We start from the raw sequence: 25,998 nt of genomic DNA, 5'->3' as shown, positions 1-25,998 counted from the left end.
GGCCCGGCCGAGCCCGAAGCCGCCGGAATGACGGCTCACGGAAGGTTCGCCGCCCTCGCGGTGTGGCGCAGCAGCAGCGCCGTGGTCACCGGCCCCACGCCGCCCGGCACCGGGGTGAGGGCCCCGGCCCTGGCCGACACCGGCTCGAAGTCGACGTCGCCGGCCAGGCCGCCGTCGTCGGTGGGGTTGGTGCCGACGTCGATGACGACCGCGCCAGGGGCCACGTGATCGGCGCCGATCAGCCCCGCCCGGCCCACGGCCGCGACCAGCACGTCGGCGGTGGCGGTGACGGAGGCCAGGTCGCGGGTGCGCGAATGGCACACCGTCACCGTGGCGTGCCGGTCGAGCAGCAGGTGGGCCAGCGGCTTGCCGACCACCGTGGAGCGGCCCACCACCACCGCGCGCCTGCCCTTCAGCTCGACGCCGTAATGGTCGAGCAGCGCCATCACCGCCGCCGCCGTGGCGGGCGCGAACGCGGGCAGCCCGGCGGCCAGCCTGCCCAGCGAGAGCGGGTTGGCGCCGTCGACGTCCTTGCGCGGGTCGATGGCCCCGGCCAGCTCCTGCGCCGAGGCGCCCGGCGGCAGCGGCGTCTGCAGCATCAGGCCGTGCACGCCGCCGTCCCCGCTGAGCCTGACGAGGCTCTCGCGGATCTGCCCGGGGCTCGCGGCGGGGCCGAGGTCCACGATGTCGGCCGCGATGCCCACCCCGGCCGCCGCCTTGGCGATCGAGCGCACGTACCACAGGCTCGCCTCGTCGTCGGTCGCCACCACCACGGCCAGCCGCGGCTGCGGCCCGGCCGCCACCTCGGCGGCCGTCTGCGCCCTGATCGCCTGCGCCAGCTCCTTGCCGGTCAGCTTCCTCACGCGCCCGCCCTCTCGCCCGCCAGTGTCCTCAACTCCCGTCCGTTTCCCTGCGCCAGTCCTACGGCGCGAAGGGGTCGCTCACGTCTTCAGACCGGTGCGTACCTCGGCCGTCACCCGCTCGGCGCGGGCGGCGGCGGAGTCGACCTCGGCCAGGCGCGACAGCAGCGCGCCGCGGGTGCCCTCGTCGGTGATGCCGCCCAGGTTGACCTCGACGTTCACCCGGGCCGTGGTCAGCGCGGCACGCGCCGCCTCGGCCGCCGCCGCGACGTCGGTGAGCAGGTTGCGGTTGCCGATCGGCAGCAGCGCCTCGCAGAGCTCCACCAGCCGGTACGCCGTCTCGGCCACCCGCGCGGGCGGCTCGGCCGCGCCGGCCAGCGCGCGGGCGATGGAGAGGCTGCGCTCCTCGCCCTTGGGCAGCCGGTAGGCGTCGGTCACCGCGGTGAACGCCGCCGCGTCGGCCTCCGCCAGGTCCAGCGCCCGCGCCCGCAGCTCGTCGGTCTCGCCGATCACGGCGTAGACGACCGCCGCGTGCTCGGCGTACTTCTCGCCGGTGGAGTAGCGGGCCACCATGCCCAGCAGCGCCGCGGCCTGCGCCGCGTGCAGGGCCGCGGTGGCGCCCCCGCCCGGCGCGGGCACCTTGCCGGCGAGCTCGGACAGGAAGGCGGCGATGGTGGTGTCACGCATGCCAGGCATTCTGCCAGCCCTGTGCCCCCGGCCGGTCAGTCGCGGCGCATCGGGCGGGTGGCGTCGTCCCCGCGCCACGGCTCACCGGCGTACGGGTCGCGCTCGGCGGCGGGCGGCGGGCCGGAAGGACCGGCGGGACCGGAGTAGGCATGCGGACCGGGGGCGTAGTAGGGCGCGGGCTGGCCGTCCGTCCTGGGCCGGCCGCGCCACCGCGACGGGAACGCCGACGCCGCCAGCAGCAGCACGCCGAGAAGCAGCAGGAACCCCAGGTAGCCGGCGTTCATGTAGCCCCTGGCCAGGGGCAGCGGCAGCCAGTTCGTCGGCAGCAGGCGCGTACCGCCCAGCTCCAGGATCGGCAGCAGGCCCAGCACCGTGTACTGCAGCCCGCCCAGCAGCGACGCGACGGGGGACAGCCGCGACCCCACCAGGAACGCCAGCCCGATCGCGGTGACCACCAGCACCCCGATCGCCGCCCAGGAGACGGCGAAGAACCGCTGGGCGGAGAGGGTGATCTCGCCCGTGCCGTACAGCAGGCCGACCAGAATCAACGACAGGAGGAACAGGCCGGCGACGAACCCGAGCACGTGACGAACACCGTTGGTCATGACATTCCCCGTTGTTCGGTTGGCCCCCCAAGCTACCGCGTCGATTCCCGCACGACGAGGTCGGGCTGGAACATGATCTTCTGGTGGGCGTGCGTGTCGGGGTTGTCGCACTCGTCGAGCAGCAGCTCGGTGGCCGCCCGCCCGAGCTGGTAGGTCGGCTGCCTGATCGAGCTGAGCGACACGGTGGAGGCCGAGGCGAAGTCGATGTCGTCGTACCCGATGAGCGACACCTCCTCCGGCACCCGCACCCCCGCCTGCAGCAGCCCGCGCAGCACGCCCAGCGCCAGCAGGTCGTTGGCGCAGAACAGCGCGTCCGGCAGCACGTCCTGGGCCAGCAGCTTTTCGGCGGCCTGCTGCCCGGCGGCGGCGGTCATCGCCGGCATGGCCACCTCGCGCAGGTCGCGCGGGTCGCGCCCGGCGGCGGCCAGCGCCCGCTCGGCGCCGCGCCGCCGGTCCTGGCACTGGCGCATGGCGGCCGGCCCGGTGACGTAGGCGACCCGGTCGGCGCCGCCCGCCAGCAGGTGCTCAACGGCCATCGCCCCGCCCGTCACGTCGTTGACCGCGACCGCGCACTGGTCGGGCCGCTCGGCCGGGTGGTCGACGAGCACCACGCTGATGCCGCGCTCGCGCAGCCGGTCGAGCCGGATCGGGTCCTGGTCGGAAGGGGTGATGAGCACCCCGCGCACCCGCTGCTCGGCGAAGACGAGCAGGTTGCGCTCCTCCTTGACCCGGCTGCCCGAGGAGTTGCCCAGGATGACGGCGTAGCCGCGCTCGCTGGCCAGGTCCTCGACCCCGGCGGCCACGTCGGTGAAGAACGGGTTGCCGATGTCGATCACGGACAGGCCGATGGTGCGGCTGTGGCCGGCGCGCAGCGTGGACGCCGAGCCGTGGCGGACGAAGCCCAGCTCCCTGATCGCGCTCTCCACCCGGTCGCGGGTGGCCCCGGCGACCTTCTCGGGCCGGTTGAGCACGTTGGAGACGGTGCCGGGCGACACCCCCGCCAGGGCCGCGACATCCTTGATGGACGGGCTCGGCCGGGTTGCCCCGGCCGGCGCCTCGTCCCAACCGTCGATACTCATCCGCGTTCCCGTGGTTCGTAGGTGCGCACGCCCGCGCTGCGCCGGACCAGCTCCCGCATCTCGGCCAGGCCGCCGACCAGGCCGCGCGCGCGAGCCTGCACCAGCGCGTTGCCGAGCGCGGCCGCCTCGACGGGACCGGCCACGACCGGCAGCCCGGTCGCGTCGGCGGTGAGCCGGCACAGCAGCGTGTTCAGCGACCCGCCGCCCACCAGGTGGACGACCTCGACCGGCCGGCCGCTGAGCCGGACGGCGTCGGCGATCGCCCGCTGGTAGGCGAGGGCGAGGCTCTGCAGGATGCATCGTACGACCTGCGCGCGCCCCTCCGGCGCCGGCTGCCCCGTGCGGGCGCAGTAGGCGGCGATCCTGGCCGGCATGTCGCCCGGCGGCAGGAACGACGGATCGTCCGGGTCGACGACCGTGTCCGTGCGCGCGGTCTCCGCCTCGGCCAGCAGCGGCTCCAGGGGCGGGCCGCCCCAGGCGCGCAGGCACTCCTGGAGGATCCACAGGCCCATGACGTTGCGCAGGTAGCGGGTGGTGCCGTCGATCCCGGCCTCGTTGGTGAAATTGGCCAGGCGGCTCTCCTCGGTGAGCACGGGCGCGGGCAGCTCGACGCCGACCAGCGACCAGGTGCCGCAGGAGACGTAGGCGAAGCGGTCGGTCCCGGCGGGCACGGCCACCACGGCCGAGGCGGTGTCGTGGGAGGCGACCTTGACCACGTCCGTGCGGTAGCCGACCTCTTCCGCCACGTCCTCCCGCAGTGGGGAAGCGCTTTCCAGGAAGTCCGGGAAAATCCGCCTGGGCAGCCCCAGCTTGTCGATCAGCTCCCAGGCCCACTCCCGCCCGCTCACGTCGTACAGGGCGGTGGTGGAGGCGTTGGTCCGCTCGGCCCCGATGGTCCCGGTCAGCCAGTAGCCGAGCAGGTCCGGGATCAGCAGCATGGTCTCGGCCCGGTCGAGCGGCTCGCAGAGCAGCTGGTTGACGGTGTTGAAGGGCAGGAACTGCATCCCCGTCACCTCGTACGGGTCCACCCGCTCGGTGAAGCGGGCGGTGCGCGCGTCGCGGTAGTGCACCGGGTTGCCGATCAGCCTGCCGTCGCCGTCGAGCAGCCCGTAGTCCACCGCCCACGAGTCGACCCCGACGGACTCGGCGGGGCCGGCCTCGCGCAGCCCGTCGAGCACCCCCTGGTAGAGGGAGAGGATGTCCCAGTGCAGGGTTCCCCCCACCCGTACGGGCCGGTTGGGGAACCGGTGCACCTCCTCCAGCTCGATCCGTCCGCCGGACACGCCGGCGCTCATCACCCGCCCGCTGGAGGCGCCCAGATCAACAGCTGTGAATCGCACGACCTTGATTAAAACGTAGCAACTCCATCTGCGCCAGACATCGGCTGAAGGCATTGACGGCCACGGGTGCAGCACCTAGATTCCGGAAACATCCAGTTAAAACGTTTGTCGTCCGGAGGACGCATGAGTGGTCCCCCCGCCCTCGCGCTCGCCAACGTCAGCAAGTCGTTCGGCGCCGTGCGGGCCCTGCGCGAGGTGTCGCTGGAACTGTTCGCAGGGGAGGCGCACGCGCTCGCGGGGGAGAACGGCGCCGGCAAGTCCACCCTCGTCAAGACGCTCGCCGGGGTCCACCGCCCGGACAGCGGCCAGGTGCTGCTGAACGGCGAGCCCGTCGTCTTCCACAACCCGGCCGACGCCCAGCGGGCCGGTGTGGCCGTCATCTACCAGGAGCCGACGCTCTTCCCCGACCTGTCCGTGGCCGAGAACATCTTCATGGGCCGCCAGCCCCGCACCTCGCTGCGCCGCATCGACCGCCGCGCCATGCGGGCCCGGTCCGCTGAGCTGTTCGCCCGGCTCGGCGTCACCGTCGACCCCGAACAGCCGGCCCGCGGCCTGTCCATCGCCGACCAGCAGCTCGTCGAGATCGCCAAGGCCATCTCCAGGGACGCCCGGGTCCTGATCATGGACGAGCCGACGGCCGCGCTGTCGGGCAACGAGGTCGCCCGGCTGTTCTCGGTCGTGGAGGCGCTGCGCGGGCAGGGGTGCGCCGTCCTGTTCATCTCGCACCGGCTGGACGAGATCTTCTCCCTCTGCCAGCGGGTCACGACCCTGCGCGACGGCGCCTGGATCGCCAGCGAGCCCGTCGGCGGGCTCACCCACGACGACCTCATCCGCCGGATGGTCGGCCGCGAGCTCGGCGCCCTCTACCCCAAGCAGGACACCGAGGCGGGTGCGGTGGCGCTCCGGGTCGAGCGGCTGACCAGGGAGGGCGTCTTCACCGACGTCTCGTTCGAGGTGCGGCGCGGCGAGATCGTCGCGCTCGCCGGCCTGGTCGGGGCCGGCCGCAGCGAGGTGGCCAGGGCGGTCTTCGGCATCGACCGGTGGGATGCCGGAGCCGTGCACGTGGACGGCCGGCCGCTGCCCGCCGCCAGCCCGACCGCCGCCATGGCCGCCGGGCTCGCCCTGGTGCCGGAGGACCGGCGGCAGCAGGGCCTGGTCATGGAGCTGTCCATCGAGCGCAACATCGGCCTGACCGGGCTGCGCTCGCTGCGCCGCGGCCTCACCATCTCCCGCGCCGCCGAACGCGACCGGGCCAGGGACTGGGCGGTCCGGCTCCGGCTGAAGTTCGCCGGTCTCGGCGACGGCGTCGGCGTGCTGTCCGGCGGCAACCAGCAGAAGGTCGTGCTCGCCAAGTGGCTGGCCACCGGCCCGTCGGTGCTCATCGTCGACGAGCCCACCCGCGGCATCGACGTCGGCACCAAGGCCGAGGTGCACCGGCTGCTGTCGGAGCTGGCCGGGCAGGGCATCGCGGTGCTGATGATCTCCTCCGACCTGCCGGAGGTGCTCGGCATGGCCGACCGGGTGCTGGTCATGCACGAGGGCCGGATCACCGCCGAGATCCCGCGCGCCGAGGCCACCGAGGAGAGCGTCATGTCCGCCGCCACCGGGAGGGCCGCGTGACCGCCACCACCACCCGGCCCGAACCCGCGGCCCGCGACCGCAGCGCCCGCAACCTGGTCGACCTGGTGTTCAGGGCCCGCGAGCTGAGCCTGGTCCTCGCGCTGGCCGCGCTCGTCGGCGGCACCGCCGCCGTCAACCCGAACTTCCTGTCCGGGCAGGGCGTCGAGGACATCCTGCTCAACACCGCGATCCTGGCGCTGCTGGCCGTCGGCCAGTCGATGGTGGTCATCACCCGCAACCTCGACCTGTCCGTCGGCTCCGTGGTCGGGCTGGTCGCGTTCGTGGTGGGCGACGCGCTCGCGAGCGGCTGGGGGGTCGTGCCGGGCGTCGTGCTCGGCATCGCCATCGGCGCCGCCTGCGGCCTGCTCAACGGGCTGCTGGTCAGCTTCTGCCGGGTGCCGGCCCTGGTCGTGACGCTCGGCACGCTCTACGTCTTCCAGGGCGTGTGCCACTACGTCGCGGCCGGTCGCCAGATCAACGCGGTCAACCTGCCGCCCGCGCTGCTGTCGCTGGGCAACGGGGCCGTGCTCGGCGTGCCGTACCTGCCGCTCATCACCGTGGTGATCATGTTCGCGATCGGCTACTACCTGCGGGCCTACCCGAGCGGGCGGGAGTTCTACGCGATCGGGTCCAGCCCGGAGGCCGCCCGGCTGGCCGGCGTCCCGGTCCGCCGCCGCGTCCTGGCCGCCTACCTGGTCAGCGGCTGCCTGGCCGGGCTCGCCGGGGTGCTCTGGCTGGCCCGCTTCGGCACCGTCGTCGCCGACTCCGCCAACGGCTGGGAACTGCTGGTGATCAGCGCGGTCGTGGTCGGCGGCGTGGCCATCACCGGCGGCGTGGGGAGCGTGTACGGGGCGGCGCTCGGCGCGCTGCTGCTCACCGTGATCGGCGGCGCCCTGGTCGTGCTCCGGGTCAACCCGTTCTGGCAGCAGGCCATCACCGGCGCGCTGCTCCTGATCGCCATCAGCGTCGACCGGGTGCTGGCCCTGCGGGTCGCCCGGCTGCTCAGAAGGAGGAGCCGCCATGGCTAGAGTGCTCCGCTGGGACGTGATCATCGGGCTGCTGCTGGTCGCGGTGTTCGCGGGCGGCGCCCTCGGCTCGCCCTCGTTCGCCACCGCGGGCAACCTGTCGTTCGCGCTCGGCGACCTCGGCGAGATCGCGCTCATCGCGCTCGCCATGACCATGCTCGTGGTGGCCGCCGAGGTCGACCTGTCGGTCGCGTCCGTGCTGGGCCTGTCGAGCGCGCTGGTCGGCGCGCTGTGGGACGGCGGCATGGCGATCGAGACCATCATCCCGCTCGTGGTGCTCACCGGCGCGCTCTGCGGGCTGGTCAACGGGCTGCTCGTCACCCGGCTCGGGCTGCCGTCGCTGGCCGTCACGATCGGCACCCTCGCCCTCTACCGGGGGCTGGCGTACGTGGTGCTCGGCGACAAGGCGGTGGCCCAGTTCCCGCCCCAGTACACGGCGCTGGCCGTCGACGACGTGCCCGGCACGTTCGTCCCGTACCCGGTCGCGCTGTTCGTCCTGCTGGCCGTGGTCGTCGCGGTGGTGCTGCACGCCACCGGCTTCGGCCGGGCGCTGTTCGCGATCGGCGCGCAGGAGCAGGCCGCGTTCTTCAGCGGCATCCGGGTCAAGCGGATCAAGCTGCTGCTGTTCGTGTTCTCCGGCACGGTCGCCGCCTTCGCCGGGGTCGTCTTCACCCTGCGGTACGGGTCCGCGCGCGCCGACAACGGGCTCGGCATCGAGCTGGCGGTGATCGCGGCCGTGCTGCTGGGCGGCGTCGACTTCGACGGCGGCAAGGGCACGCTCGGCGGCGTCATCGCCGGCGTGCTGCTCATCGGGCTGCTGCGCAACCTGCTCATGCTCAACGACGTCTCGACCGAGATCCAGTCGATCGTCACCGGTCTCCTGCTCATCGTCTCGGTGCTCACCCCCCGTCTCATCTCCCTGCTCAGACCGGTCAGATCCGGCACGTCGGCACTGAAAGGAACCCCATGAGACCGATGCGCCTCGCCGCACTCACGGCAGTGCTCGCCCTCGGCGTCGCGGCCTGCGGCGGCACCACCAAGTCGAGCGTCACGTCCGCGCCCGCGCAGCCGCCCGCCTCGTCCGCGGCGGCCGCCGCCGACCCGGACGCGCCGATCAAGCAGGGCCTGAAGCTGGCCTTCCTGCCCAAGCAGATCAACAACCCCTACATGACGATCGTCGCCGAGGCGGGGGCCGAGGCCGCCGGGGAGTTCCAGGGCGAGGCCAAGGAGGTCGGCCCGTCCGACGCGTCCGCGTCCTCGCAGATCTCCTACATCAACACGCTCACGCAGCAGGGCCACGACGCCATCCTCATCTCGGCCAACGACCCCAACGCCGTGTGCGGCCCGCTCCAGCAGGCGAGGGACAAGGGCATCAAGATCGTCTCGTACGACTCGGACGCCGCGCCCGAGTGCCGTGACCTGTTCATCAACCAGGCCAGCTCCGAGGAGGTCGGCCGCAGCCAGGTCCAGCTGCTCGCCGGGATGATCGGCCACAAGGGCGAGATCGCGATCCTGTCGGCCACGGCCAACGCCACGAACCAGAACACCTGGATCGAGTTCATGAAGGACGAGCTGACCAAGGCCGAGTACAAGGACATGGAGCTGGTCAAGGTCGCCTACGGGGACGACGACGACCAGAAGTCGTTCACCGAGACGCAGGGCCTGCTGCAGGCCTACCCCGACCTGAAGGGCATCATCTCGCCCACCACCGTCGGCGTCGCGGCGGCGGCCCGCTACATCTCCGGCTCCAAGTACAAGGGCGAGGTCGTGCTCACCGGCCTCGGCACGCCGAACCAGATGCGCCAGTTCGTCAAGGACGGCACCGTCGAGAAGTTCGCCCTGTGGAACCCGAAGGACCTCGGCTACCTGGCCTCCTACGCGGCAGCCGCGCTGGTGTCCGGCCAGATCACCGGCGCCGAGGGCGAGACGTTCAAGGCGGGCAAGCTCGGCGAGCGGACCATCGGCGCGAAGGGCGAGGTCATCCTCGGCCCGCCGTTCACCTTCGAGGCGTCCAACATCGACGACTTCGACTTCTGACCCTCACGAATCGACACACAGTGCGCGCGTCCCGGGACCGGCCCGGGGCGCGCGTGCGCGGGAAGGAGAGATCTGTGGAGCGGGTGTGCTTCCTGCTGAAGGTCCGGCCGGACCGGCTCGACGAGTACCGCGAGCGGCACCGGCACGTGTGGCCGGAGATGCTCGACGCGCTGCGCGGGGCCGGATGGCGCAACTACTCGCTCTTCCTGAGCGACGACGGCCTGCTCGTCGGCTACCTGGAGACCGACGACTTCGAGGCGGCGCAGCGGGCGATGGCGGCCACCGGGGTGAGCACCCGGTGGGAGACCGACATGGCGCCGTTCTTCGAGTCGGGCCGGGCCGACCAGGGCCGGGTCCTGCTCGGAGAAGTCTTCCATCTGGATTGAATCGGGGATATGAGAATGATCAAGGAATCGCTCCGCGCCCAGCGGATCGAGACGCCGTCGTGGGCGTACGGCAACTCCGGCACGCGCTTCAAGGTGTTCGCCCAGCGGGGGGTGCCGCGCGACCCGTACGAGAAGATCGCCGACGCCGCCCAGGTGCACGCGTTCACCGGGGTGGCGCCGACGGTGGCGCTGCACATCCCGTGGGACAAGGTCGACGACTACGCCGACCTGGCAAGTCACGCCGCCGGGCTGGGGGTGGGCATCGGCGCGATCAACTCCAACGTGTTCCAGGACGACGACTACAAGCTGGGCAGCGTCACCCACCCGGACCCGAAGGTGCGGGCCAAGGCGCTGGCGCACCTGCTCGAATGCGTCGACATCATGGACGCCACCGGGTCGGACACGCTCAAGCTGTGGTTCTCCGACGGCACCAACTACCCGGGGCAGGACGACATCAGGGCCAGGCAGGACCGGCTGGCCGAGGCGCTGGCCGCCGTCTACGAGCGGCTCGGCGACGACCAGCGGTTCCTGCTGGAGTACAAGCTGTTCGAGCCCGCCTTCTACATGACCGACCTGCCCGACTGGGGCACCGCGTACGCGCACTGCGTCAAGCTCGGCCCGAAGGCGCAGGTCGTGGTCGACACCGGCCACCACGCGCCGGGCACCAACATCGAGTTCATCGTGGCGTTCCTGCTGCGCGAGGGGAAGCTCGGCGGCTTCGACTTCAACTCCCGCTTCTACGCCGACGACGACCTCATGGTGGGCGCCGCCGACCCGTTCCAGCTCTTCCGGATCATGTACGAGGTGATCGGCGGCGGCGGGTTCACCGAGCGGACCGCCTTCATGCTCGACCAGTGCCACAACATCGAGCCGAAGATCGCCGGGCAGATCCGGTCGGTGATGAACGTGCAGGAGGCCACCGCCAAGGCGCTGCTCGTGGACCGGGAGGCGCTGGCCGCGGCCCAGCGGGCCGGTGACGTGCTCGGCGCGAACGCCGTGCTGATGGACGCCTACAACACCGACGTGCGGCCGCTGCTGGCGGAGCTGCGGGAGGAGTCGGGGCTGGCGCCGGACCCGATGGCCGCGTACGCCAAGTCCGGATATTTCGAGAAAATCGCCGCCGACCGGGTGGGCGGCGCCCAGGCCGGGTGGGGTGCCTGATGACCACGCCCGACGAACTCCTGGCCCGCTCCCACCGGCTCGGCGCCGACCCCCGCAACACCAACTACGCCGGCGGCAACACCTCCGCCAAGGGCTCCGCGACCGACCCGGTCACCGGCGGCGACGTCGAGCTCATGTGGGTCAAGGGCTCCGGCGGCGACCTCGGCACGCTCAAGGCCGCCGGCCTCGCCGTGCTCCGGCTGGACCGGGTCCGCGCCCTGGTGGACGTCTACCCGGGCGTCGAGCGCGAGGACGAGATGGTCGCCGCGTTCGACTACTGCCTGCACGGCAGGGGCGGCGCGGCCCCGTCGATCGACACCGCCATGCACGCCCTGGTCGACGCCGCCCACGTGGACCACCTGCACCCCGACTCCGGCATCGCGATCGCCACCGCCGCCGACGGCCCCGAGCTGACCGAGCGGATCTTCGGCGACCGCGTGGTGTGGGTGCCGTGGCGGCGGCCCGGCTTCCAGCTCGGCCTGGACATCGCCGCCATCAAGAAGGACCACCCCCGAGCCATCGGCTGCGTGCTCGGCGGCCACGGCATCACCGCCTGGGGCGCCACCAGCGAGGAGTGCGAGCGCAACTCGCTCGACATCATCCGCACCGCCGAGGCCCACATCGCCGCGCACGGCCGTCCCGACCCGTTCGGGCCGGTGGTCCACGAGCCGCTGCCGGAGGAGGCCAGGCGCCGCCGCGCCGCCGAGCTGTTCCCCGTCGTCCGGGGCCTGGCCGGCACGGACGCCCGGCAGGTCGGCCACTACACCGCCACCCCCGAGGTGCTCGACTTCCTGTCGCGCGCCGAGCACCCCCGGCTGGCGGCGCTCGGCACCTCCTGCCCGGACCACTTCCTGCGCACCAAGGTCGCCCCGCTCGTGCTGGACCTGCCGCCGGACGCCCCCTTGGCCGACGCGGTGACCCGGCTGCGCGAGCTGCACGCCCGCTACCGCGACGACTACGCCGCCTACTACCGGCGGCACGCCACCCCGGACTCGCCGCCGATGCGCGGCGCCGACCCGGCCATCGTGCTCGTGCCCGGCGTCGGCATGTTCAGTTTCGGCAAGGACAAGCAGACCGCGCGGGTGGCCGGCGAGTTCTACGTCAACGCGATCAACGTGATGCGCGGCGCGGAGGCGCTGTCCAGCTACCGGCCCATCGACGAGGCGGAGAAGTTCCGCATTGAGTACTGGGAGCTGGAGGAGGCCAAGCTCCGGCGGATGCCGAAGCCCAGGCCGCTGGCCGGGCGGGTCGCCCTGGTGACCGGCGGCGGGTCCGGCATCGGCGCCGCCACCGCCCGCCGGCTGGCCGCAGAGGGCGCCTGCGTGGTGGTCGCCGACCGCGACCTGGCCGCCGCCGAGAAGGTCGCCGCCGAGCTGGGGGCCGCCGCCCACCTGCGGCGGGACGTGGCGATCGCGGCCGGCGTGGACGTGACCTCCGAAGATCAGGTCCAGGAGGCGATCCGGCAGGCCGTGCTCGCCTTCGGCGGCGTCGACCTCGTCGTCAACAACGCCGGGCTGTCGCTGTCGCGGTCGCTGCTGGAGACCACGCTCGACGACTGGGACCTCCAGCACGACGTGATGGCGCGCGGCTCGTTCCTCGTCTCCCGTGAGACCGCCCGCGTGCTGATCGACCAGGACCTGGGCGGCGACATCGTCTACATCTCCTCCAAGAACAGCGTCTTCGCCGGGCCGAACAACGTCGCCTACGGCGCCGCCAAGGCCGACCAGGCCCACCAGGTACGGCTCCTCGCCGCCGAACTGGGCGCCCACGGCATCCGGGTGAACGGCGTCAACCCCGACGGCGTGGTCCGCGGCTCCGGCATCTTCGCCTCCGGCTGGGGCGCCAACCGGGCGGCCGTGTACGGGGTCGAGGAGGAGAAGCTCGGCGAGTTCTACGCCCAGCGGACGCTGCTGAAGAAGGAGGTGCTGCCGGAGCACGTGGCCGCGGCCGTGTTCGCGCTCACCGGCGGCGACCTGTCGCACACCACCGGCCTGCACGTCCCCGTCGACGCCGGGGTGGCCGCCGCGTTCCTGCGCTGATCCGTACCGGAACCCGCCCCCGGCAGGACAGCCGGGGGCGGCGTCTTTGTCGGTGCCGTCGGGCATGATCGGCGCCATGCTGGAATGGCTTGACAAGCTCGAGACGCTCGACCGCGCCATGGACGACCTCCACATCACCGCCCACGACGAGCGGGAGCGGATCCGCGCGAAGGCGCACACCGTGCTGGAGGTGGTCCACCGCCACCTGGCGAAGGCGGACCGGGCCACCTGCCGCGAGGCCGCCGTCCGCCTCGCCCGGCTGCGGGCCGACGCATACGGCCGCGAGCTGTCGCTGGCGGTCCACCGCGGCGGGGCGTGGACCCCGGCCGAGATGACCGAGCTGTTCGCCGCCGCCAGGAAGCGCCGGCTCGACCACGGCGACGTCGGCTGGATCAGCCATCTGGCCGGCGAGAGCGCCGCGCTCCCCGCGGAGGCGCGGCACGAGCCGTGGAAGGCGGTCGAGCCGCTGTTCGACGCGATCGAGGAGTGCCCGCTCAGCCCCGACGAGCGCAAGGGCATGCAGCGCGCGCTCGCCCGGGTCAATCCCAGCCCGCTCGCTCTTCCTCTGGGCAGAGACGGCTGGGGCGCGGCCGTACGCGACCATCTGGGCGAGCCGCCCGCCCCGCACCTCGTCGCCCTCGTCGACCACCTGAGCGTGGCCGGCGGCCCGCGCCCGGCCAAGGCGTGGCGCGCCCGCTGCCTGGAGCTGCTGGCGGGCGAGGGCGCCGGCGAGCTGGTCGCGGCCGGTCTGCGCGCCTTCGACGGCGCCCGCTACGAGGGCGGCCGTCACGGGGGCCCGGCCCGCCTGCTCATGACCGACGTCAACACCGACGTCGCCCGCGGCTTCGCCTGGGCCGCGGCCCTGGCCCGGGCCGGCGGGGCGGCGCCCGCCCTCACCCGGCTGGTCCTCGCGGCGGGCGGCCACGGCAGCGGCACGGAGCCCGACCTCAAACTGGCGAGCGGCGTCGTCCACGCCCTGGCCGAGTGCGAGGGCGCCGTCGACGCGCTGCGCCGCCTCCAGCAGGACGTCAGGAGCAGATCCCTGCTCAAGCAGATCGGCGCCGCCCTGGCCACGGCCGCCGCCCGTCACGGCGTCACCGCCGCCCAGCTCGTCGAGCGCGGCGTCCCCGGCCACGGGCTGTCCGCCGACGGCAGCCGCGACTGGGCCGACGGCGCGTGGACCGTCACCGTCACCGTCGAGGACGCCAGGACGGTGCGCGTCACCGCCCGCGACGCCGGCGGGCGCACCAGGCGCGGCCTGCCCTCCGGCCTCGCCGCCGCCGGCGAGATCAAGGCCCTGGTCAAGGAGGTGCGGCACACCCTGTCGGCCGAGCGCGACCGGCTGGAGGCCCTGTTCGGCGTCGAACGGTCCTGGCCGCCGGGGGAGTGGGCCCGCCTCTACCGCGACCACCCCGTCACCGGCGCCGTCGCCCGCGCCCTCATCTGGCACGACGGCGCCCCGTTCCTGCCCGGCGACCGCGAGCCCGGAGACGAGGTCACCCTCTGGCACCCCGCCCGCGCCCCGATGGAGGAGATCCGCGCCTGGCGCGAGACCATCACCGAGCGGCGGCTGCGCCAGCCGTTCAAGCAGGCCTACCGCGAGGTCTACGCGCTCACCCCGGCCGAGGAGCACGCCGCCTCCTCCGGCAGGTTCGCCGCCCGCCTCGTCGGCCACGACCGCCTCTACGCGCTCGCCAAGCAGCGCGGCTGGCAGCCCGCCTGGCTGCGCCACCACGGCGAGCCGGGCGAGGCATGGAAGGAGCTGGCCGAGGGCGCGTGGCGGGTCCGGTTCGGCTACGAGCTGACCGGCGACGCCGCGTACGCGAGCACCGGCCAGGTCCGCTTCGACCGGCGCGACGGCCGCCAGTGGCGGGAGACGCCCCTGGCCGGGGTGCCGCCGTTGGTCTTCAGCGAGGCCATGCGCGACGTCGACCTGTTCGTCGCCGGCCCCGCCCTGGACGGCGACCGCCACGCGCGCTCCGCCGAGGCGTACGAGCTGCCGGCGTCGGCGCGGGTGCGCCGCGACGCGCTGGAGCGCATCCTGCCCGGCACCGCCATCGCCGGCCGGTGCACGCTCACCGACCGCCACCTGGTCGTCCGCGGCGACCTGCGCACCTACAAGATCCACCTGGGCGGCGCGGGCGTCCTCATGGAGCCCGGCGACGTCCCCCTGTCCATCGCCGGCGCACGCAAGCCCGGCGGGCGGATCTTCCTGCCCTTCGAGGAGGACGGCACGCTCGCGCTCATCCTCGCCAAGGCGTTCCTGCTGGCCGCCGACACCGGGATCACGGACGAGAGCGCCAGATCTCTTGGGAGCGCTCCCAATCAGGGCTAGAGTGAGGGCGGACCGGTCGCGTGACGACTCTGGAGGAAGACGCCTGATGGCTGCCGTATCCCTGCCCGCGTTCCCCGCCCCGCTGCGCTGGCTGAACGAGCCCGAAGGGTGGCGCGCCGACGGCGACGACACGCTCGTCATCACCGCGGCGGCGGGCACCGACCTGTTCTCCGACCCCGGCGAGCCGAACCGCTACGCCAACGCACCCGCCCTGGTGGGACGGCTCGACGGCGACTTCACCCTCAGCGCCCGGGTCAGGCTCGACCTCCGCTCCACCTTCGACGCGGGCGTCCTGCTGCTGTACGCCGACGGCGACCGGTGGGCCAAGCTCTGCCTCGAACTCTCCCCGCAGGGCACGCCCACCGTCGTCTCGGTGGTCACCCGGGGCGTCTCCGACGACTGCAACTCCGTGCCCATGACCGGCGAGGACATCAGGCTCCGCGTCTCCCGCGTCGGCGCCGCCTTCGCCTTCCACGTCGCCGAAGGGGCCGGCGCCTGGAGCCTCATCAGATACTTCGCGCTCGACGGCGACCCCGAGGCCGGCTTCCTCGCCCAGAGCCCCACCGGACAGGGCGCCACGGTCCGCTTCGAGGACATCCGGTACGCGTCCAAACGGCTGACCGATCTGCGCAACGGGGAGTGAACAATCCTCAGAGGTCGCTGTGAAGCCCGCTCCTGGGCCTTTGCGGCGGCCCGCGGCAGGGGGATCGTGGGCCGCATGAGATCAGCGATCCTCAAGACCGCACTCTGCGCGGCGCTCGCGGGCGCGCTCCTGGCGCCGCCCGCCCAGGCGGCCGCCCCGCCCGCCACCTTCCCGCTGCCGGCGGGGTTCCAGCCGGAGGGCATCGAGATCGGCCCCGGCCCGCACGCCTACTTCGGATCGCGGGCGACCGGCGACATCTACCGCGCCGACCTGCGCACCGGCCAGGGGAAGATCATCAGCAAGGGCCCGGGCACCCAGTCGCTCGGCCTCAAGTCCGACGACCGCGGGCGGCTGTTCGTCGCCGGGGGCAACGCCGGCGACGCACGCGTCATCGACCTGCGCACCGGCGCGGTGATCAGGTCGTACCAGCTCGCCACCGGCACCGCGTTCGTCAACGACGTGCTGCTCTTCCGCGATGCCGCCTGGATCACGGACTCGGCCAACCCGGTGCTCTACAAGCTCCCGCTCGGCCGCCACGGCGGGCTCCCGCGGGAGGCGGTGACCATCCCGCTCACCGGCGCGATCCAGTTCGCCACCGGCACCAACGCCAACGGCATCGCCCCCACGCCCGACCACAGGAACCTGCTCGTCGTGCAGTCCAACACCGGCAAGCTGTTCAAGGCCGACCCGCGCAGCGGCGTCACCACCGAGGTCGACCTGGGCGGCGAGTCGCTCGCCAACGGCGACGGCCTGCTGCTGCGCGGCCGCACCCTGTACGTGGTGCAGAACCGGCTGAACACGGTGGCCGTGGTCCGCATGAGCGCCGACGGCTCGTCGGGACGGGTCGTCGACCGGCTGACCGACGACCGGTTCGACGTGCCGACCACGGTGGCGGCCTTCGGCGGGCGCCTCTACCTGCCGAACGCCCGCTTCACCACCCCGCCGGCCCCCGACACCGCCTACGACGTGGTGTCCGTCAAGGCCAGGCGCTGACCGTCAGGACGGGGGCCGGATCGAGGCCAGATACTCCTCGAACGGGACGACTTCCTCGGCCTCCGCGCCGCCGGCCCGCTTCCCGTTCCCGTTCACCGGCGGCGCGGCGTGCGGAACCCGGCGGCCCATGAGGTCGGCCAGCTCCGACGCCGCGCGGGCGATCCGGTCGGACAGCCCGTCGGTGAAGGCGTCGTCGCCGCCGCCCCAGTCCTCGGAGGCCGCGTACACGGCGGTCGGCGTCACCACGGCGCGCAGGTACGCGAAGAGCGGACGCATGGCGTGCTCCAGCACCAGCGAGTGCCGGGGCGTGCCGCCGGTGGCGCCGATCAGGACCGGCTTGCCCGCCAGCGCCTGCGGGTCGAGCACGTCGAAGAACGACTTGAACAGCCCGCTGTAGGAGGCGGTGAACACCGGGGTCACCGCGATCAGGCCGTCGGCCCCGGTGACGGCGTCGATCGCCTGCCGCAGGCGGGCGTTCGGGAAGCCGGTGACGAAGTTGTTGGCGATGTCCACCGCCAGGTCGCGCAGCTCGACGACGGTCGTCTCGGCCGCGCCGCCGAGCCGCTCGCCGGCGGCCCGCGCGAGGCGGTCGGCGAGCAGGCGGGTGGAGGACGGCTGGGTCAGCCCGGCCGTCACGACGACGAGCTTCATGCGTTGACCTCCTTGACGTTCTCGGCTTCCCGGGCGGCGACCAGAGAGGCGTGGGTGGGGGCGTCGGGGACGCCGGCCGGCCGGCCGATCGCGAACTCCCGGCGCAGCACCGGCACGACCTCCTCGCCGAGGATGTCGAGCTGCTCCAGCACCGTCTTCAGCGGCAGCCCGGCGTGGTCCATGAGGAACAGCTGCCGCTGGTAGTCGCCGAAGTACTCGCGGAACCGCAGCGTACGGTCGATGACCTGCTGCGGGCTGCCGACCGTCAGCGGCGTCTCGGCCATGAAGTCCTCCAGCGACGGCCCGTGGCCGTACACCGGGGCGTTGTCGAAGTACGGGCGGAACTCGCGGATCGCGTCCTGGGAGTTCTTGCGCATGAACACCTGCCCGCCGAGCCCGACGATGGCCTGCTCCGGCGTGCCGTGCCCGTAGTGGGCGTACCGCTGCCGGTAGAGGCTGATCAGCCGGATGAAGTGCTCCTTCGGCCAGAAGATGTTGTTGGCGAAGAACCCGTCGCCGTAGTAGGCGGCCTGCTCGGCGATCTCCGGAGTGCGGATGGAGCCGTGCCACACGAACGGCGGCACCCCGTCCAGCGGGCGCGGCGTCGAGGTGAAGCCCTGCAGCGGGGTCCGGAAGCGGCCCTCCCAGTCGACCACGTCCTCGCGCCACAGCTTGTGCAGCAGCGCGTAGTTCTCGACCGCCAGCGGGATGCCCTGCCTGATGTCCTGCCCGAACCACGGGTAGACCGGCCCGGTGTTGCCGCGCCCCATCATCAGGTCCACCCGGCCGTCGGCCAGGTGCTGCAGCATCGCGTAGTCTTCCGCGATCTTGACCGGGTCGTTCGTGGTGATCAGGGTGGTGGCGGTGGACAGCACCAGCCGCTCGGTCCTGGCGGCGATGTAGCCGAGCATGGTCGTCGGCGAGGACGGCACGAACGGTGGGTTGTGGTGCTCCCCGGTGGCGAACACGTCCAGGCCCACCTCCTCGGCCTTGAGCGCGATCCGCATGATCGCCTTGATGCGCTCGCCCTCGGTGGGGGTACGCCCCGTGGTCGGATCCGTGGTCACGTCGCCGACGCTGAAGATCCCAAACTGCATTTTAGTCACCCACCTGTACTGTTGAAGTTTCAACAGCTATGTAAGCGTCCGGGCATACCGCGTTATTCCAGGGTGTCACAGAGCGTTGATCGCGGCCGCGTCGAGAACCCGGACGGGCGCACCGTGCGCGGCCACCGCGATCATAGCCCGCCCGATCTGCTCCGTCGTGGTCACCGACGACGGGAACACCCGCCGCAGGATCGGATAGAACGGCGCCGCCACCACGTACGCCAGCCGGTAGAGCCGGGTCCTGGACGTGGCCCCGTGCAGCGGCTGGATGTATCCGGGGCGGAACACGAAGGCCTCCAGCGGCAGCGCCAGCAGCGCGTTCTCCGTCTCGCCCTTCACCCTGGCCCACATCGTGCGGCTCCGGGCGTCGGCGCCGATCCCCGACACGTACACGAACGTCGAGCCCGGGCTGAGGCCGGCCAGCGTGCCCGCCGCCGACAGCGTGAAGTCGTACGTGACGCGCCGGTACTCCCGCTCGCCCATCCCCGCCGAGGACACCCCCAGGCAGTAGAAGCAGGCGTCGTACCCGGCCAGCTCACCCGCGACGGGCGCCAGGTCCAGCAGGTCGGCGTGGCGGATCTCGCGGAGCTTGGGATGCGCAAGGCCGGTAGGGGAGCGGCCGACGGTCAGCACCGCCTCCACCCGGTCGTCGGCCAGGCACTCGCGCAGCACGCCCTGCCCGAGCATGCCGGTGGCGCCGAACATGACGACCCTCATGACCGCAGCCTAACCCCCCAGGTCGGCGGCCGCCTCGCGCAGCCTGCGGCGGACCCACGGCGGGATGTCCAGCCCTCGCGTCGAGATCGCGAGGGCCCAGCGCGGGTCCGCGGCCGCCCCCGGCACCGCGACGCCGGCGCACGCCACCTCCTCGCGGAACTGCCCGTGCTCCTCCACCACCTGGTCCTCGCGCATCCCGCCCAGCTCCGCCTCCAGCTCCTCCGGCCGGACGGGCGTCGCGGGCGTGAACCGCCGCATCCCGGTCTCGGCGAGCAGCGCCCGCCGCGCCTCCCGGGGGAGCGTCAGCATCAGCGCCTTGCCGAGCGCGGTCGCGTGCGGCGCCGCCTCCAGCCCCGTCTGCAGATCCTCCAGGTACGGCGACGCCGGCCCTTCCGCCACCCCCGCGACCACCAGCCGGCTGTCGGCCAGCCGCGCAAGATAGGCGGTGTGCCCGGTGGTCGCCGCCAGGTGGGTGAGCACCGCCCACGCCTCCGGAGGCCGGCGGAAGGCGTCCAGCATGTCGTGGAAGCGCTCGGCCACCTGAGGCCCGAGCAGGTAGTCCCCGGTGGGCCGCCGATGCAGGTAACCCTCGTAACAGAGCGTGCGCACCAGATGGTAGGACGTCGACAGATTCAGCCCGCACCGGCGCGCGATCACCTTGACCGTGAGCGGCCGGTCGGACTGGGAGACCTCCTCCAGCACGCGCAGCGCGCGGGACACGCTACGGATGAGATCGCTGGGTTCCTCGCCATTCATGCACACCAGCATCCGCCGGACCTCCGGTGTGCGCCATCTGAAAACCGGCAGGCTACCCCCGGCGACACCCCGCCGACCCCTCACCGGCCGAGTGTCAATCCAGTGATCACGGCCGCGGCCATGATCGCGACCAGCACCCCCGCTCCTGTCTTCATCGCCCTGGACCTCATCAGGAGGCCGAGGCAGAACAGCAGTATGGCCGGTGTGAGCAGGACGACGCTCATCACCGGGACGGCCCTCCACACGCCTCGGGCCCCGGTGGGGAGTGCCTGGTCTCCCTGCGGGCCGATCGCGGCCGGGAACGTCTCGCCCACCTCCACGTCCGCCACGGTTTTGATGACGATCGGCGCTCTGGCCGGGTCCTCGAACACGAACCGGGCCTCGCAGTCGTAGCGGGTGCTGCGTCTGACCCGGTACGCCCTGCAGGACAGGACGGTCGCGGTCCCGGGCGTCCCTCTTATCCCGAGCGCCGTCTGCACCTCGGGCACGTTCGAGTCGAGGATGAGGAACGGAATCCCCACCAGTGCGAAGACCAGCATGAGCACCCCGAACCCGGCGAACACTTTCGCGCTGGTCTCGCCCGCCGGAGTGGAACCGTCCGCGGTGAGCCGCTGCTCCCGCGCCCGCGCACCGGCGGCCTTCCGCCGCTCCCGCGCTCCGGCGTAAGCTCGGGCCGCCTCCCACCGTTGCCGCCTGTTACGGCGCTCCCGCGTCCTCTTCCCCATGATCAGATCGTGGACGGCGGCACTTGAGGACTGGTTGTGATCGACTAGTGCGCCCGAGCGGCCCCCAGGATGTCGACCAGGCGTCGGGCTTCGCCGTAGGCAAAAAGAAGGACTTGTGGCCCGGCGGTCAGGTAGAAGACGAGCTCCCGGCCGCGATCCGCGCCGCTGACCCGGCGACGCATCCGCACGAGAAAAGCCCTCGGCGGAGGGCCGAGGGCTGGTGGTGGACGATACTGGGATTGAACCAGTGACCTCTTCCGTGTCAGGGAAGCGCTCTCCCGCTGAGCTAATCGTCCGCGTGGGGAAACCGAGCGGAAGACGGGATTCGAACCCGCGACCCTCACCTTGGCAAGGTGATGCTCTACCACTGAGCCACTTCCGCGCCCGCCCGGATGAACTCCGGGTGACGAGAGAACCATAGCGAATACTCGCCGACTCCCCAAACCGGATTGTCCGTCAGACGGGGATCGACGTGTGCCCGCCGTTGACGGTGACGCGCTGCCCGGTCAGGTACGCGGCCTCGTCGGAGGCCACGAACGCCACCGCCGCCGCGACGTCCCTCGGCGTGCCGATCCGCCCCACCGGCACCTCCGCGACGTAGTCGCCGGCCTCCAGACCTGCGTGCCGCTCGACCGGGATCCAGCCGGGCGCGACCACGTTCACGGTGATCCCGTACGGGCCGAGCTCGCGCGCCCAGCAGCGGGTCATCGCGTGCTGCGCCGCCTTGGCGGCGGTGTAGGCGGAGGTACGCGGCAGCGACCGGTCCACGATGTCGGAGCCGATCTGGATCACCCGGCCCCGGGCGCGCTCCCGCATCGCGGGCAGGCAGGCCTGGACGAGCAGCGTGGGGCTCTTGACGAAGAACGTGAGCTGGTCGAGCTGCGCCTGCCAGGTGAGCTCCTCGACGCCGACCTCAGGCTGCGGGCCGGTGGCGTTGAGCACCAGCGCCTCGACCGGCCCGAGCGCCCGCGCGACCCGGGCCACCAGGCCGGTGACGGCGGCCTCGTCCGTCACGTCCGCCTGGAACGCCTCCGCGTGCCCGCCGGCCGCCCTGATCTCACCGGCCACCACCTCGGCCCCCGCCGTGTCGGAACGGTAGTTGACCGCGACGGCCCACCCGTCGGCGCCCAGCCGGCGCGCGATCGCGGCGCCCAGGCCGCGCGATGCGCCGGTGACCAGCGCGACTCTTCCCTGCTCATGCACGTCCGCCACCCTATCGAGGCGCATGCGGCGCGCATCGCGGGGTAGCGGTGTGGGAGCCGGAAACCCGTACGAGGGGGAAGGGTCTCATGGTCACCCCGAAGTCTCACGCCGGTACCACGCGCTCGCCCGTACAGAAGGCGGCGCTGCTCGTGGGGGTGGCGTTCCTGATCGTCGGCCTGCTCGGGTTCGTGCCGGGCGTCACCACGAACTACGACACCATGCAGTTCGCCGGGCACCACTCCGACGCGCGGTTGCTCGGCCTGTTCCAGGTGTCGGTCCTGCACAACATCGTGCACCTGGTGTTCGGGGTCGCCGGTCTGCTCATGGCGCGCACGGCGGCCGCGGCCAAGGCGTTCCTCATCGGCGGCGGGGTCATCTACCTGCTGCTGTGGGTCTACGGGCTGCTCGTCGACAAGGAGAGCGCGGCCAACTTCGTGCCGCTGAACACCGCGGACGACTGGCTGCACTTCGTGCTGGGCGTCGGCATGATCGTGCTCGGCGGGCTGCTCGGCCGCCGCACCCTAGGGACCCGGCACCGGTGACGCTTCGACCAGTGTCGAAGGGTACCTGGGCTACGGTCACGGTATGGGTAACCCATCCGATGCGGACATCGCGCCGGTCGCGGCGCTCATCGCCGACCCGACCAGGGCCGCGATCCTTACGGCGCTGCTCGGCGGGCGCGCGCTGGCGGCCGGCGAGCTGGCCCGGGTGGCCGGGGTGAGCGCGGCCACCGCCAGCGCCCACCTGGCCCGGCTGCTCGACGGCGGGCTGGTCGGCGTGGTGCGGCAGGGCCGTCACCGCTACTACCGGCTGGCCGGGCACGAGGTCGCGGAGGTGCTGGAGGTGCTGGCCAGGGTGAGCGCGCGGCCGCCCGTGCGGTCGCTGCGGCAGTCGCGGCAGGCCCGGCTGCTGGAGGAGGCGCGCACCTGCTACGACCACCTGGCCGGGCGGGCCGGCGTGGCGCTGCTGGACGCGCTGCGCGGGCAGGGTTGCCTGGACGGCGAGCGGGTCACCCCGGAGGGGGAGCGGCTGCTGGCGGAGCTGGGCGTGGACGTCGCGCGGGCGCGCCGGGCCAAGCGCAGGTTCGCGCCCGAGTGCCTCGACTGGACCGAGCGCCGCGCCCACCTCGGCGGCGCGCTCGGCGCGGCCGTCACCGCGGTGCTGCTGGAGCGCGGCTGGTACCGCAGGGGCAGCCTGCCGCGCGCGGTCGTGCTCACCGGGGAGGGACGGGAGGGGCTGGCCGCGTTGTTCTCCGGTAAGGAGCTAACATCGCATTCGCCGGTTACCTAAGCGGGAGAAGCACATCATGCGCGACAACGAGGTCGTGAACGTCGGTCCCGATCCGCTCACCTTCGACGACGTCATCCGGGTGGCCAGACACGGCGCCCCCGTCCGGCTCACCGACGACGCGGTCGCCGCGGTCGCCGCCGCCCGTCAGCGGGTGGACGACCTGGCCGAGGCCCCCGTCCCCGCGTACGGGATCTCGACCGGGTTCGGCGCGCTGGCCACCCGCCACATCGACCCCGCGCTCCGCGCGCAGCTGCAGCGCTCGCTGGTGCGCTCGCACGCCGCCGGCAACGGCCCCGAGGTGGAGACCGAGGTGGTGCGCGCGCTCATGCTGCTGCGCCTGCACACGCTCGCCACCGGCCACACCGGCATCCGCCCGACCACGGCCAAGACCCTCGCCGCGCTGCTCAGCGCGGGCATCACGCCGGTGGTGCACGAGTACGGCAGTCTCGGCTGCTCGGGCGACCTCGCGCCGCTCGCGCACGTCGCCCTCACGCTCATGGGCGAGGGCGTCGTACGCGACAAAACCGGAAATGTCACCCCGGCGGCCGAGGCGCTCAAGCAGGCCGGCATCGAGCCGGTCGAGCTCGCCGCCAAGGAGGGCCTGGCCCTCATCAACGGCACCGACGGCATGCTCGGCATGCTCATCCTCGCCATCGACGACCTGACCCGCCTGGCCAGGACCGCCGACGTCAGCGCCGCGATGAGCGTCGAGGCGCTGCTCGGCACCGACCGCGTGTTCGCCCCCGAGCTCCAGGCCCTGCGCCCGCACCCCGGCCAGGCCGCGGCCGCCGCCAACATGGTCAGGATCCTGGCCGGCTCCGGCATCATGGCCAGCCACCGCGACCCCGAGGCGTGCACCCGCGTCCAGGACGCCTACTCGCTGCGCTGCGCCCCGCAGGTCGCCGGCGCCGCCCGCGACACGATCGCGCACGCCGCCACCGTCGCCGCGCGCGAGCTGGCCAGCGCCGTCGACAACCCGGCCGTGCTCGACGACGGCCGGGTCGAGTCCAACGGCAACTTCCACGGCGCGCCGCTCGCGTACGTGCTGGACTTCCTCGCCATCGTGGCCGCCGACCTGGCCTCGATGTCCGAGCGGCGCACCGACCGCTTCCTGGACGTGGCGCGTAACCACGGCCTGCCCGCGTTCCTGGCCGACGACCCCGGGGTCGACTCCGGCCACATGATCGCCCAGTACACGCAGGCCGCCATCGTCTCGGAGCTGAAGCGGCTGGCCGTGCCCGCCAGCGTCGACTCCATCCCCAGCAGCGCCATGCAGGAGGACCACGTCTCGATGGGCTGGTCGGCCGCCCGCAAACTGCGCCGCTCCGTCGACGGCCTCACCCGGGTGCTGGCCGTCGAGGTGCTCACCGCCGCCCGCGCGCTCGACCTGCGCCGCCCGCTCACGCCCGCCCCGGCGACCGCCGCCGTGGTCGGGGCGCTGCGCGAGACCGTGCCGGGGCCGGGTCCCGACCGGTTCCTCGCCCCGGAGATCGACGCGGCGGTGCGGCTGGTGGCCGAGGGCGGCGTGGTCTCGGCGGCCGAGTCCGTCACCGGCCCGCTGGGTTAGGACGGCAGCGCGACGATCGCGTCCACCTCCAGCAGCAGCCCCGGCATGAACAGCTTCGACACCTCCACGGTCGTGCTGGCCGGGGGAGTGCCGGTGATGTACTTCCTGCGCACCTGCCCGTACTCGACACGGTCGTCCATGTCGGTCAGGTACGTGCGCAGGAACGCGATGTCGCCGAACCCCGCGCCCTGGTCGGCGAGGATCTCGCCCAGGCACCTGAAGACGTGCTCGGCCTGCTCGGTCATCGACCCCTCGCCGACCAGCCGGCCCCGCTCGTCGAAGGCCGCCTGGCCGGACACGTAGAGCATGTCGCCCACGCGCACCGCGTGCGAGTACATCCCGTTCGTGGCCGGCACCGTCGCGGGGTTGAGCGGCACCGCCCGCCGTTCTCCCCCGACCGGGTCACGCCCGCCCTCGACGTGCCCGGCGACGGCGGTCAGGTCCCGCTCGCCCAGGCCCGCCGCCTCGGCCTCCCGCAGCCGCCGGTGGGCCGCGGTCGCCAGCGTCGCCCCCGGCCACGCGGCCAGGCCCAGGTCCTTGGCCGCCAGCCCGAGCGCGTAGCGGGTCTCCCGCGCGGGCTCGCGCAGCCGCTCCGCCACCGGTCCGAGCGGGGTGCCCGCCAGCACCTCCAGCAGCGCCGCACGATCCACCCCGTGCGCGGTCCCGTACGCGAGCGTCTCCGCGACCAGCACCTGGGCGGGCACGAGAGCGCTCATGACGGCGAGCTTCATGGCCGCGCCCGCGCCGAGCGGGCCGCACTCGCGCACCGTGCCGAACACCTCCAGCACCTCGCGGCAGCCGGACACGTCACCGCCGGCCAGCACCGTCAGCGCGCCCTCGGCGGCCGGGCCGACGCTCCCCAGCACCGGCGCGTCCACCAGGCGCACCTCCGGCGGCAGCAGCGAGCGCAGCCCGCGCACCTCCTCCGGGCCGATCGTGGACATCTCCACCACCGTCGCCCCGGGCCGCAGCCCCGGCAGCGCCGCCGCCAGCACCTCACGCACCGCGGCCGGGTCCCGCAGCATCGTGATGACGAGGCCGGCGCCCTCGACGGCCGAGGCGGCCGTCACCCCGGTCCCGCGCCGCCACGTGGTCACCTTGTGCCCGGCGCGCTCCAGCCGCCGGGCCATGGGGACGCCCATGCGTCCCTGTCCGAGAAATGCGATCACGTCC

The 25,998-nt window shown here is 73.1% G+C and carries 25 protein-coding genes and 2 tRNA genes; 13 read left to right on the top strand and 14 right to left on the bottom strand.

Translation table 11 applies throughout. The features are described from left to right. Positions 1–35 precede the first annotated feature (35 nt). The 5 genes from AB0K05_RS25490 to AB0K05_RS25470 form a co-directional block, all read right to left on the bottom strand. Positions 36–863 (bottom strand): bifunctional 5,10-methylenetetrahydrofolate dehydrogenase/5,10-methenyltetrahydrofolate cyclohydrolase, encoded by an 828-nt coding sequence (locus AB0K05_RS25490; protein ID WP_271279362.1) that lies wholly within the window; start codon positions 861–863, stop codon positions 36–38. A gap of 78 nt (positions 864–941) precedes the next feature. Further along, positions 942–1,547 (bottom strand): cyclodeaminase/cyclohydrolase family protein, encoded by a 606-nt coding sequence (locus AB0K05_RS25485; RefSeq protein WP_364232235.1) that lies wholly within the window; start codon positions 1,545–1,547, stop codon positions 942–944. A 35-nt stretch (positions 1,548–1,582) separates the two neighbouring features. Continuing rightward, positions 1,583–2,152, bottom strand: a complete 570-nt coding sequence (locus AB0K05_RS25480) for a hypothetical protein (RefSeq protein WP_364232233.1) — start codon at positions 2,150–2,152, stop codon at positions 1,583–1,585. Between the two features lie 32 nt (positions 2,153–2,184). Then, positions 2,185–3,231: a substrate-binding domain-containing protein gene (locus AB0K05_RS25475; RefSeq protein ID WP_364232231.1), complete on the bottom strand. Its 1,047-nt coding sequence runs from the start codon at positions 3,229–3,231 to the stop codon at positions 2,185–2,187. Beyond that, complete coding sequence (locus tag AB0K05_RS25470; RefSeq protein ID WP_364232640.1) at positions 3,228–4,526, bottom strand: rhamnulokinase family protein; 1,299 nt, start codon at positions 4,524–4,526, stop codon at positions 3,228–3,230. The genes AB0K05_RS25475 and AB0K05_RS25470 overlap by 4 nt, the downstream gene beginning before the upstream one ends. A 168-nt stretch (positions 4,527–4,694) precedes the next feature. Between AB0K05_RS25470 and AB0K05_RS25465 the strand changes: the two genes are divergently transcribed. From AB0K05_RS25465 to AB0K05_RS25420, 10 genes are all read left to right on the top strand, one after another. Next, positions 4,695–6,191: a sugar ABC transporter ATP-binding protein gene (locus AB0K05_RS25465; RefSeq protein WP_271279359.1), complete on the top strand. Its 1,497-nt coding sequence runs from the start codon at positions 4,695–4,697 to the stop codon at positions 6,189–6,191. Next, positions 6,188–7,219: an ABC transporter permease gene (locus AB0K05_RS25460; RefSeq protein WP_271279358.1), complete on the top strand. Its 1,032-nt coding sequence runs from the start codon at positions 6,188–6,190 to the stop codon at positions 7,217–7,219. The genes AB0K05_RS25465 and AB0K05_RS25460 overlap by 4 nt, the downstream gene beginning before the upstream one ends. After that, on the top strand, positions 7,212–8,186 hold the full coding sequence (locus AB0K05_RS25455; protein ID WP_148030753.1) for an ABC transporter permease: 975 nt from the start codon (positions 7,212–7,214) through the stop codon (positions 8,184–8,186). Before AB0K05_RS25460 ends, AB0K05_RS25455 begins: the two co-directional genes overlap by 8 nt. Continuing rightward, complete coding sequence (gene rhaS / locus AB0K05_RS25450; protein WP_364232226.1) at positions 8,183–9,253, top strand: rhamnose ABC transporter substrate-binding protein; 1,071 nt, start codon at positions 8,183–8,185, stop codon at positions 9,251–9,253. Before AB0K05_RS25455 ends, rhaS begins: the two co-directional genes overlap by 4 nt. Positions 9,254–9,327: 74 nt before the next feature. Next, entirely contained in the window at positions 9,328–9,639 is a 312-nt protein-coding gene (locus tag AB0K05_RS25445; RefSeq protein ID WP_148030755.1) for an L-rhamnose mutarotase, read from the top strand. Positions 9,640–9,648: 9 nt separating this feature from the next. Next, positions 9,649–10,800 (top strand): L-rhamnose isomerase, encoded by a 1,152-nt coding sequence (gene rhaI / locus AB0K05_RS25440; protein ID WP_271279356.1) that lies wholly within the window; start codon positions 9,649–9,651, stop codon positions 10,798–10,800. Further along, complete coding sequence (locus AB0K05_RS25435; protein ID WP_364232223.1) at positions 10,800–12,839, top strand: bifunctional aldolase/short-chain dehydrogenase; 2,040 nt, start codon at positions 10,800–10,802, stop codon at positions 12,837–12,839. The genes rhaI and AB0K05_RS25435 overlap by 1 nt, the downstream gene beginning before the upstream one ends. Before the next feature lie 76 nt (positions 12,840–12,915). After that, complete coding sequence (locus AB0K05_RS25430) at positions 12,916–15,174, top strand: DUF4132 domain-containing protein (protein WP_364232220.1); 2,259 nt, start codon at positions 12,916–12,918, stop codon at positions 15,172–15,174. A gap of 46 nt (positions 15,175–15,220) precedes the next feature. Next, positions 15,221–15,817 carry a DUF1349 domain-containing protein gene (locus AB0K05_RS25425; RefSeq protein WP_271278674.1) on the top strand — a complete coding sequence of 199 codons (597 nt, stop codon included), beginning with the start codon at positions 15,221–15,223 and terminating at the stop codon, positions 15,815–15,817. 75 nt (positions 15,818–15,892) lie between these two features. Next, positions 15,893–16,810, top strand: a complete 918-nt coding sequence (locus AB0K05_RS25420; RefSeq protein ID WP_271278675.1) for a superoxide dismutase — start codon at positions 15,893–15,895, stop codon at positions 16,808–16,810. 3 nt (positions 16,811–16,813) lie between these two features. Here the strand turns inward: AB0K05_RS25420 and AB0K05_RS25415 are convergent, their stop codons facing one another. The 8 genes from AB0K05_RS25415 to AB0K05_RS25380 all read right to left on the bottom strand — a co-directional run bounded on the left by AB0K05_RS25415 (position 16,814) and on the right by AB0K05_RS25380 (position 21,968). Beyond that, the gene (locus tag AB0K05_RS25415) at positions 16,814–17,461 is read right to left on the bottom strand and encodes an FMN reductase (protein WP_364232216.1); all 648 of its coding nucleotides are present in this window, start codon (positions 17,459–17,461) and stop codon (positions 16,814–16,816) included. Beyond that, on the bottom strand, positions 17,458–18,558 hold the full coding sequence (locus AB0K05_RS25410) for an LLM class flavin-dependent oxidoreductase (protein ID WP_271278677.1): 1,101 nt from the start codon (positions 18,556–18,558) through the stop codon (positions 17,458–17,460). Before AB0K05_RS25410 ends, AB0K05_RS25415 begins: the two co-directional genes overlap by 4 nt. Before the next feature lie 75 nt (positions 18,559–18,633). Further along, the gene (locus tag AB0K05_RS25405; protein ID WP_271278678.1) at positions 18,634–19,284 is read right to left on the bottom strand and encodes an epimerase; all 651 of its coding nucleotides are present in this window, start codon (positions 19,282–19,284) and stop codon (positions 18,634–18,636) included. A 9-nt stretch (positions 19,285–19,293) separates the two neighbouring features. Further along, positions 19,294–20,004: an IclR family transcriptional regulator C-terminal domain-containing protein gene (locus AB0K05_RS25400; protein WP_364232213.1), complete on the bottom strand. Its 711-nt coding sequence runs from the start codon at positions 20,002–20,004 to the stop codon at positions 19,294–19,296. A gap of 116 nt (positions 20,005–20,120) precedes the next feature. After that, on the bottom strand, positions 20,121–20,765 hold the full coding sequence (locus AB0K05_RS25395; protein ID WP_364232210.1) for a hypothetical protein: 645 nt from the start codon (positions 20,763–20,765) through the stop codon (positions 20,121–20,123). Between the two features lie 221 nt (positions 20,766–20,986). Next, a tRNA-Val gene (locus AB0K05_RS25390) sits at positions 20,987–21,061 on the bottom strand. A gap of 14 nt (positions 21,062–21,075) precedes the next feature. Next, positions 21,076–21,147: transfer RNA gene (locus AB0K05_RS25385), tRNA-Gly, on the bottom strand. A gap of 74 nt (positions 21,148–21,221) precedes the next feature. Further along, positions 21,222–21,968, bottom strand: a complete 747-nt coding sequence (locus tag AB0K05_RS25380; protein WP_271278681.1) for an SDR family oxidoreductase — start codon at positions 21,966–21,968, stop codon at positions 21,222–21,224. 86 nt (positions 21,969–22,054) lie between these two features. Between AB0K05_RS25380 and AB0K05_RS25375 the strand changes: the two genes are divergently transcribed. The 3 genes from AB0K05_RS25375 to hutH are packed head-to-tail and all read left to right on the top strand — an operon-like array spanning position 22,055 to position 24,825. Then, on the top strand, positions 22,055–22,510 hold the full coding sequence (locus AB0K05_RS25375; protein ID WP_271278682.1) for a DUF4383 domain-containing protein: 456 nt from the start codon (positions 22,055–22,057) through the stop codon (positions 22,508–22,510). Positions 22,511–22,553: 43 nt separating this feature from the next. Next, on the top strand, positions 22,554–23,258 hold the full coding sequence (locus AB0K05_RS25370; protein WP_148030771.1) for a helix-turn-helix transcriptional regulator: 705 nt from the start codon (positions 22,554–22,556) through the stop codon (positions 23,256–23,258). A 16-nt stretch (positions 23,259–23,274) separates the two neighbouring features. After that, positions 23,275–24,825, top strand: a complete 1,551-nt coding sequence (gene hutH, locus AB0K05_RS25365; protein ID WP_364232206.1) for a histidine ammonia-lyase — start codon at positions 23,275–23,277, stop codon at positions 24,823–24,825. Here hutH and AB0K05_RS25360 read toward each other — a convergent pair. Beyond that, positions 24,822–25,994 (bottom strand): Rid family hydrolase, encoded by a 1,173-nt coding sequence (locus AB0K05_RS25360; protein WP_364232203.1) that lies wholly within the window; start codon positions 25,992–25,994, stop codon positions 24,822–24,824. The genes hutH and AB0K05_RS25360 overlap by 4 nt on opposite strands. Between the last annotated feature and the right edge of the window lie 4 nt (positions 25,995–25,998).

Origin of the sequence: Nonomuraea sp. NPDC049486 (assembly GCF_040676925.1) — a bacterium.
Taxonomy (GTDB): domain Bacteria; phylum Actinomycetota; class Actinomycetes; order Streptosporangiales; family Streptosporangiaceae; genus Nonomuraea; species Nonomuraea ferruginea.
The sequence above is the reverse complement of the archived record's forward strand: the minus strand, read 5'-3'. Positions and strand labels throughout refer to the sequence as shown.

Excerpts from the sequence above, each read along its gene's own strand:
- AB0K05_RS25485 (WP_364232235.1), bottom strand. The coding sequence starts at position 1,547 with ATGCGTGACACCACCATCGCCGCCTTCCTGTCCGAGCTCGCCGGCAAG.
- AB0K05_RS25480 (WP_364232233.1), bottom strand. The coding sequence starts at position 2,152 with ATGACCAACGGTGTTCGTCACGTGCTCGGGTTCGTCGCCGGCCTGTTC.
- AB0K05_RS25475 (WP_364232231.1), bottom strand. The coding sequence starts at position 3,231 with ATGAGTATCGACGGTTGGGACGAGGCGCCGGCCGGGGCAACCCGGCCG.
- AB0K05_RS25470 (WP_364232640.1), bottom strand. The coding sequence starts at position 4,526 with ATGAGCGCCGGCGTGTCCGGCGGACGGATCGAGCTGGAGGAGGTGCAC.
- AB0K05_RS25465 (WP_271279359.1), top strand. The coding sequence starts at position 4,695 with ATGAGTGGTCCCCCCGCCCTCGCGCTCGCCAACGTCAGCAAGTCGTTC.
- AB0K05_RS25455 (WP_148030753.1), top strand. The coding sequence starts at position 7,212 with ATGGCTAGAGTGCTCCGCTGGGACGTGATCATCGGGCTGCTGCTGGTC.
- rhaS (WP_364232226.1), top strand. The coding sequence starts at position 8,183 with ATGAGACCGATGCGCCTCGCCGCACTCACGGCAGTGCTCGCCCTCGGC.
- rhaI (WP_271279356.1), top strand. The coding sequence starts at position 9,649 with ATGAGAATGATCAAGGAATCGCTCCGCGCCCAGCGGATCGAGACGCCG.
- AB0K05_RS25435 (WP_364232223.1), top strand. The coding sequence starts at position 10,800 with ATGACCACGCCCGACGAACTCCTGGCCCGCTCCCACCGGCTCGGCGCC.
- AB0K05_RS25430 (WP_364232220.1), top strand. The coding sequence starts at position 12,916 with ATGCTGGAATGGCTTGACAAGCTCGAGACGCTCGACCGCGCCATGGAC.
- AB0K05_RS25425 (WP_271278674.1), top strand. The coding sequence starts at position 15,221 with ATGGCTGCCGTATCCCTGCCCGCGTTCCCCGCCCCGCTGCGCTGGCTG.
- AB0K05_RS25420 (WP_271278675.1), top strand. The coding sequence starts at position 15,893 with ATGAGATCAGCGATCCTCAAGACCGCACTCTGCGCGGCGCTCGCGGGC.
- AB0K05_RS25415 (WP_364232216.1), bottom strand. The coding sequence starts at position 17,461 with ATGAAGCTCGTCGTCGTGACGGCCGGGCTGACCCAGCCGTCCTCCACC.
- AB0K05_RS25410 (WP_271278677.1), bottom strand. The coding sequence starts at position 18,558 with ATGCAGTTTGGGATCTTCAGCGTCGGCGACGTGACCACGGATCCGACC.
- AB0K05_RS25405 (WP_271278678.1), bottom strand. The coding sequence starts at position 19,284 with ATGAGGGTCGTCATGTTCGGCGCCACCGGCATGCTCGGGCAGGGCGTG.
- AB0K05_RS25395 (WP_364232210.1), bottom strand. The coding sequence starts at position 20,765 with ATGGGGAAGAGGACGCGGGAGCGCCGTAACAGGCGGCAACGGTGGGAG.
- AB0K05_RS25375 (WP_271278682.1), top strand. The coding sequence starts at position 22,055 with ATGGTCACCCCGAAGTCTCACGCCGGTACCACGCGCTCGCCCGTACAG.
- AB0K05_RS25370 (WP_148030771.1), top strand. The coding sequence starts at position 22,554 with ATGGGTAACCCATCCGATGCGGACATCGCGCCGGTCGCGGCGCTCATC.
- hutH (WP_364232206.1), top strand. The coding sequence starts at position 23,275 with ATGCGCGACAACGAGGTCGTGAACGTCGGTCCCGATCCGCTCACCTTC.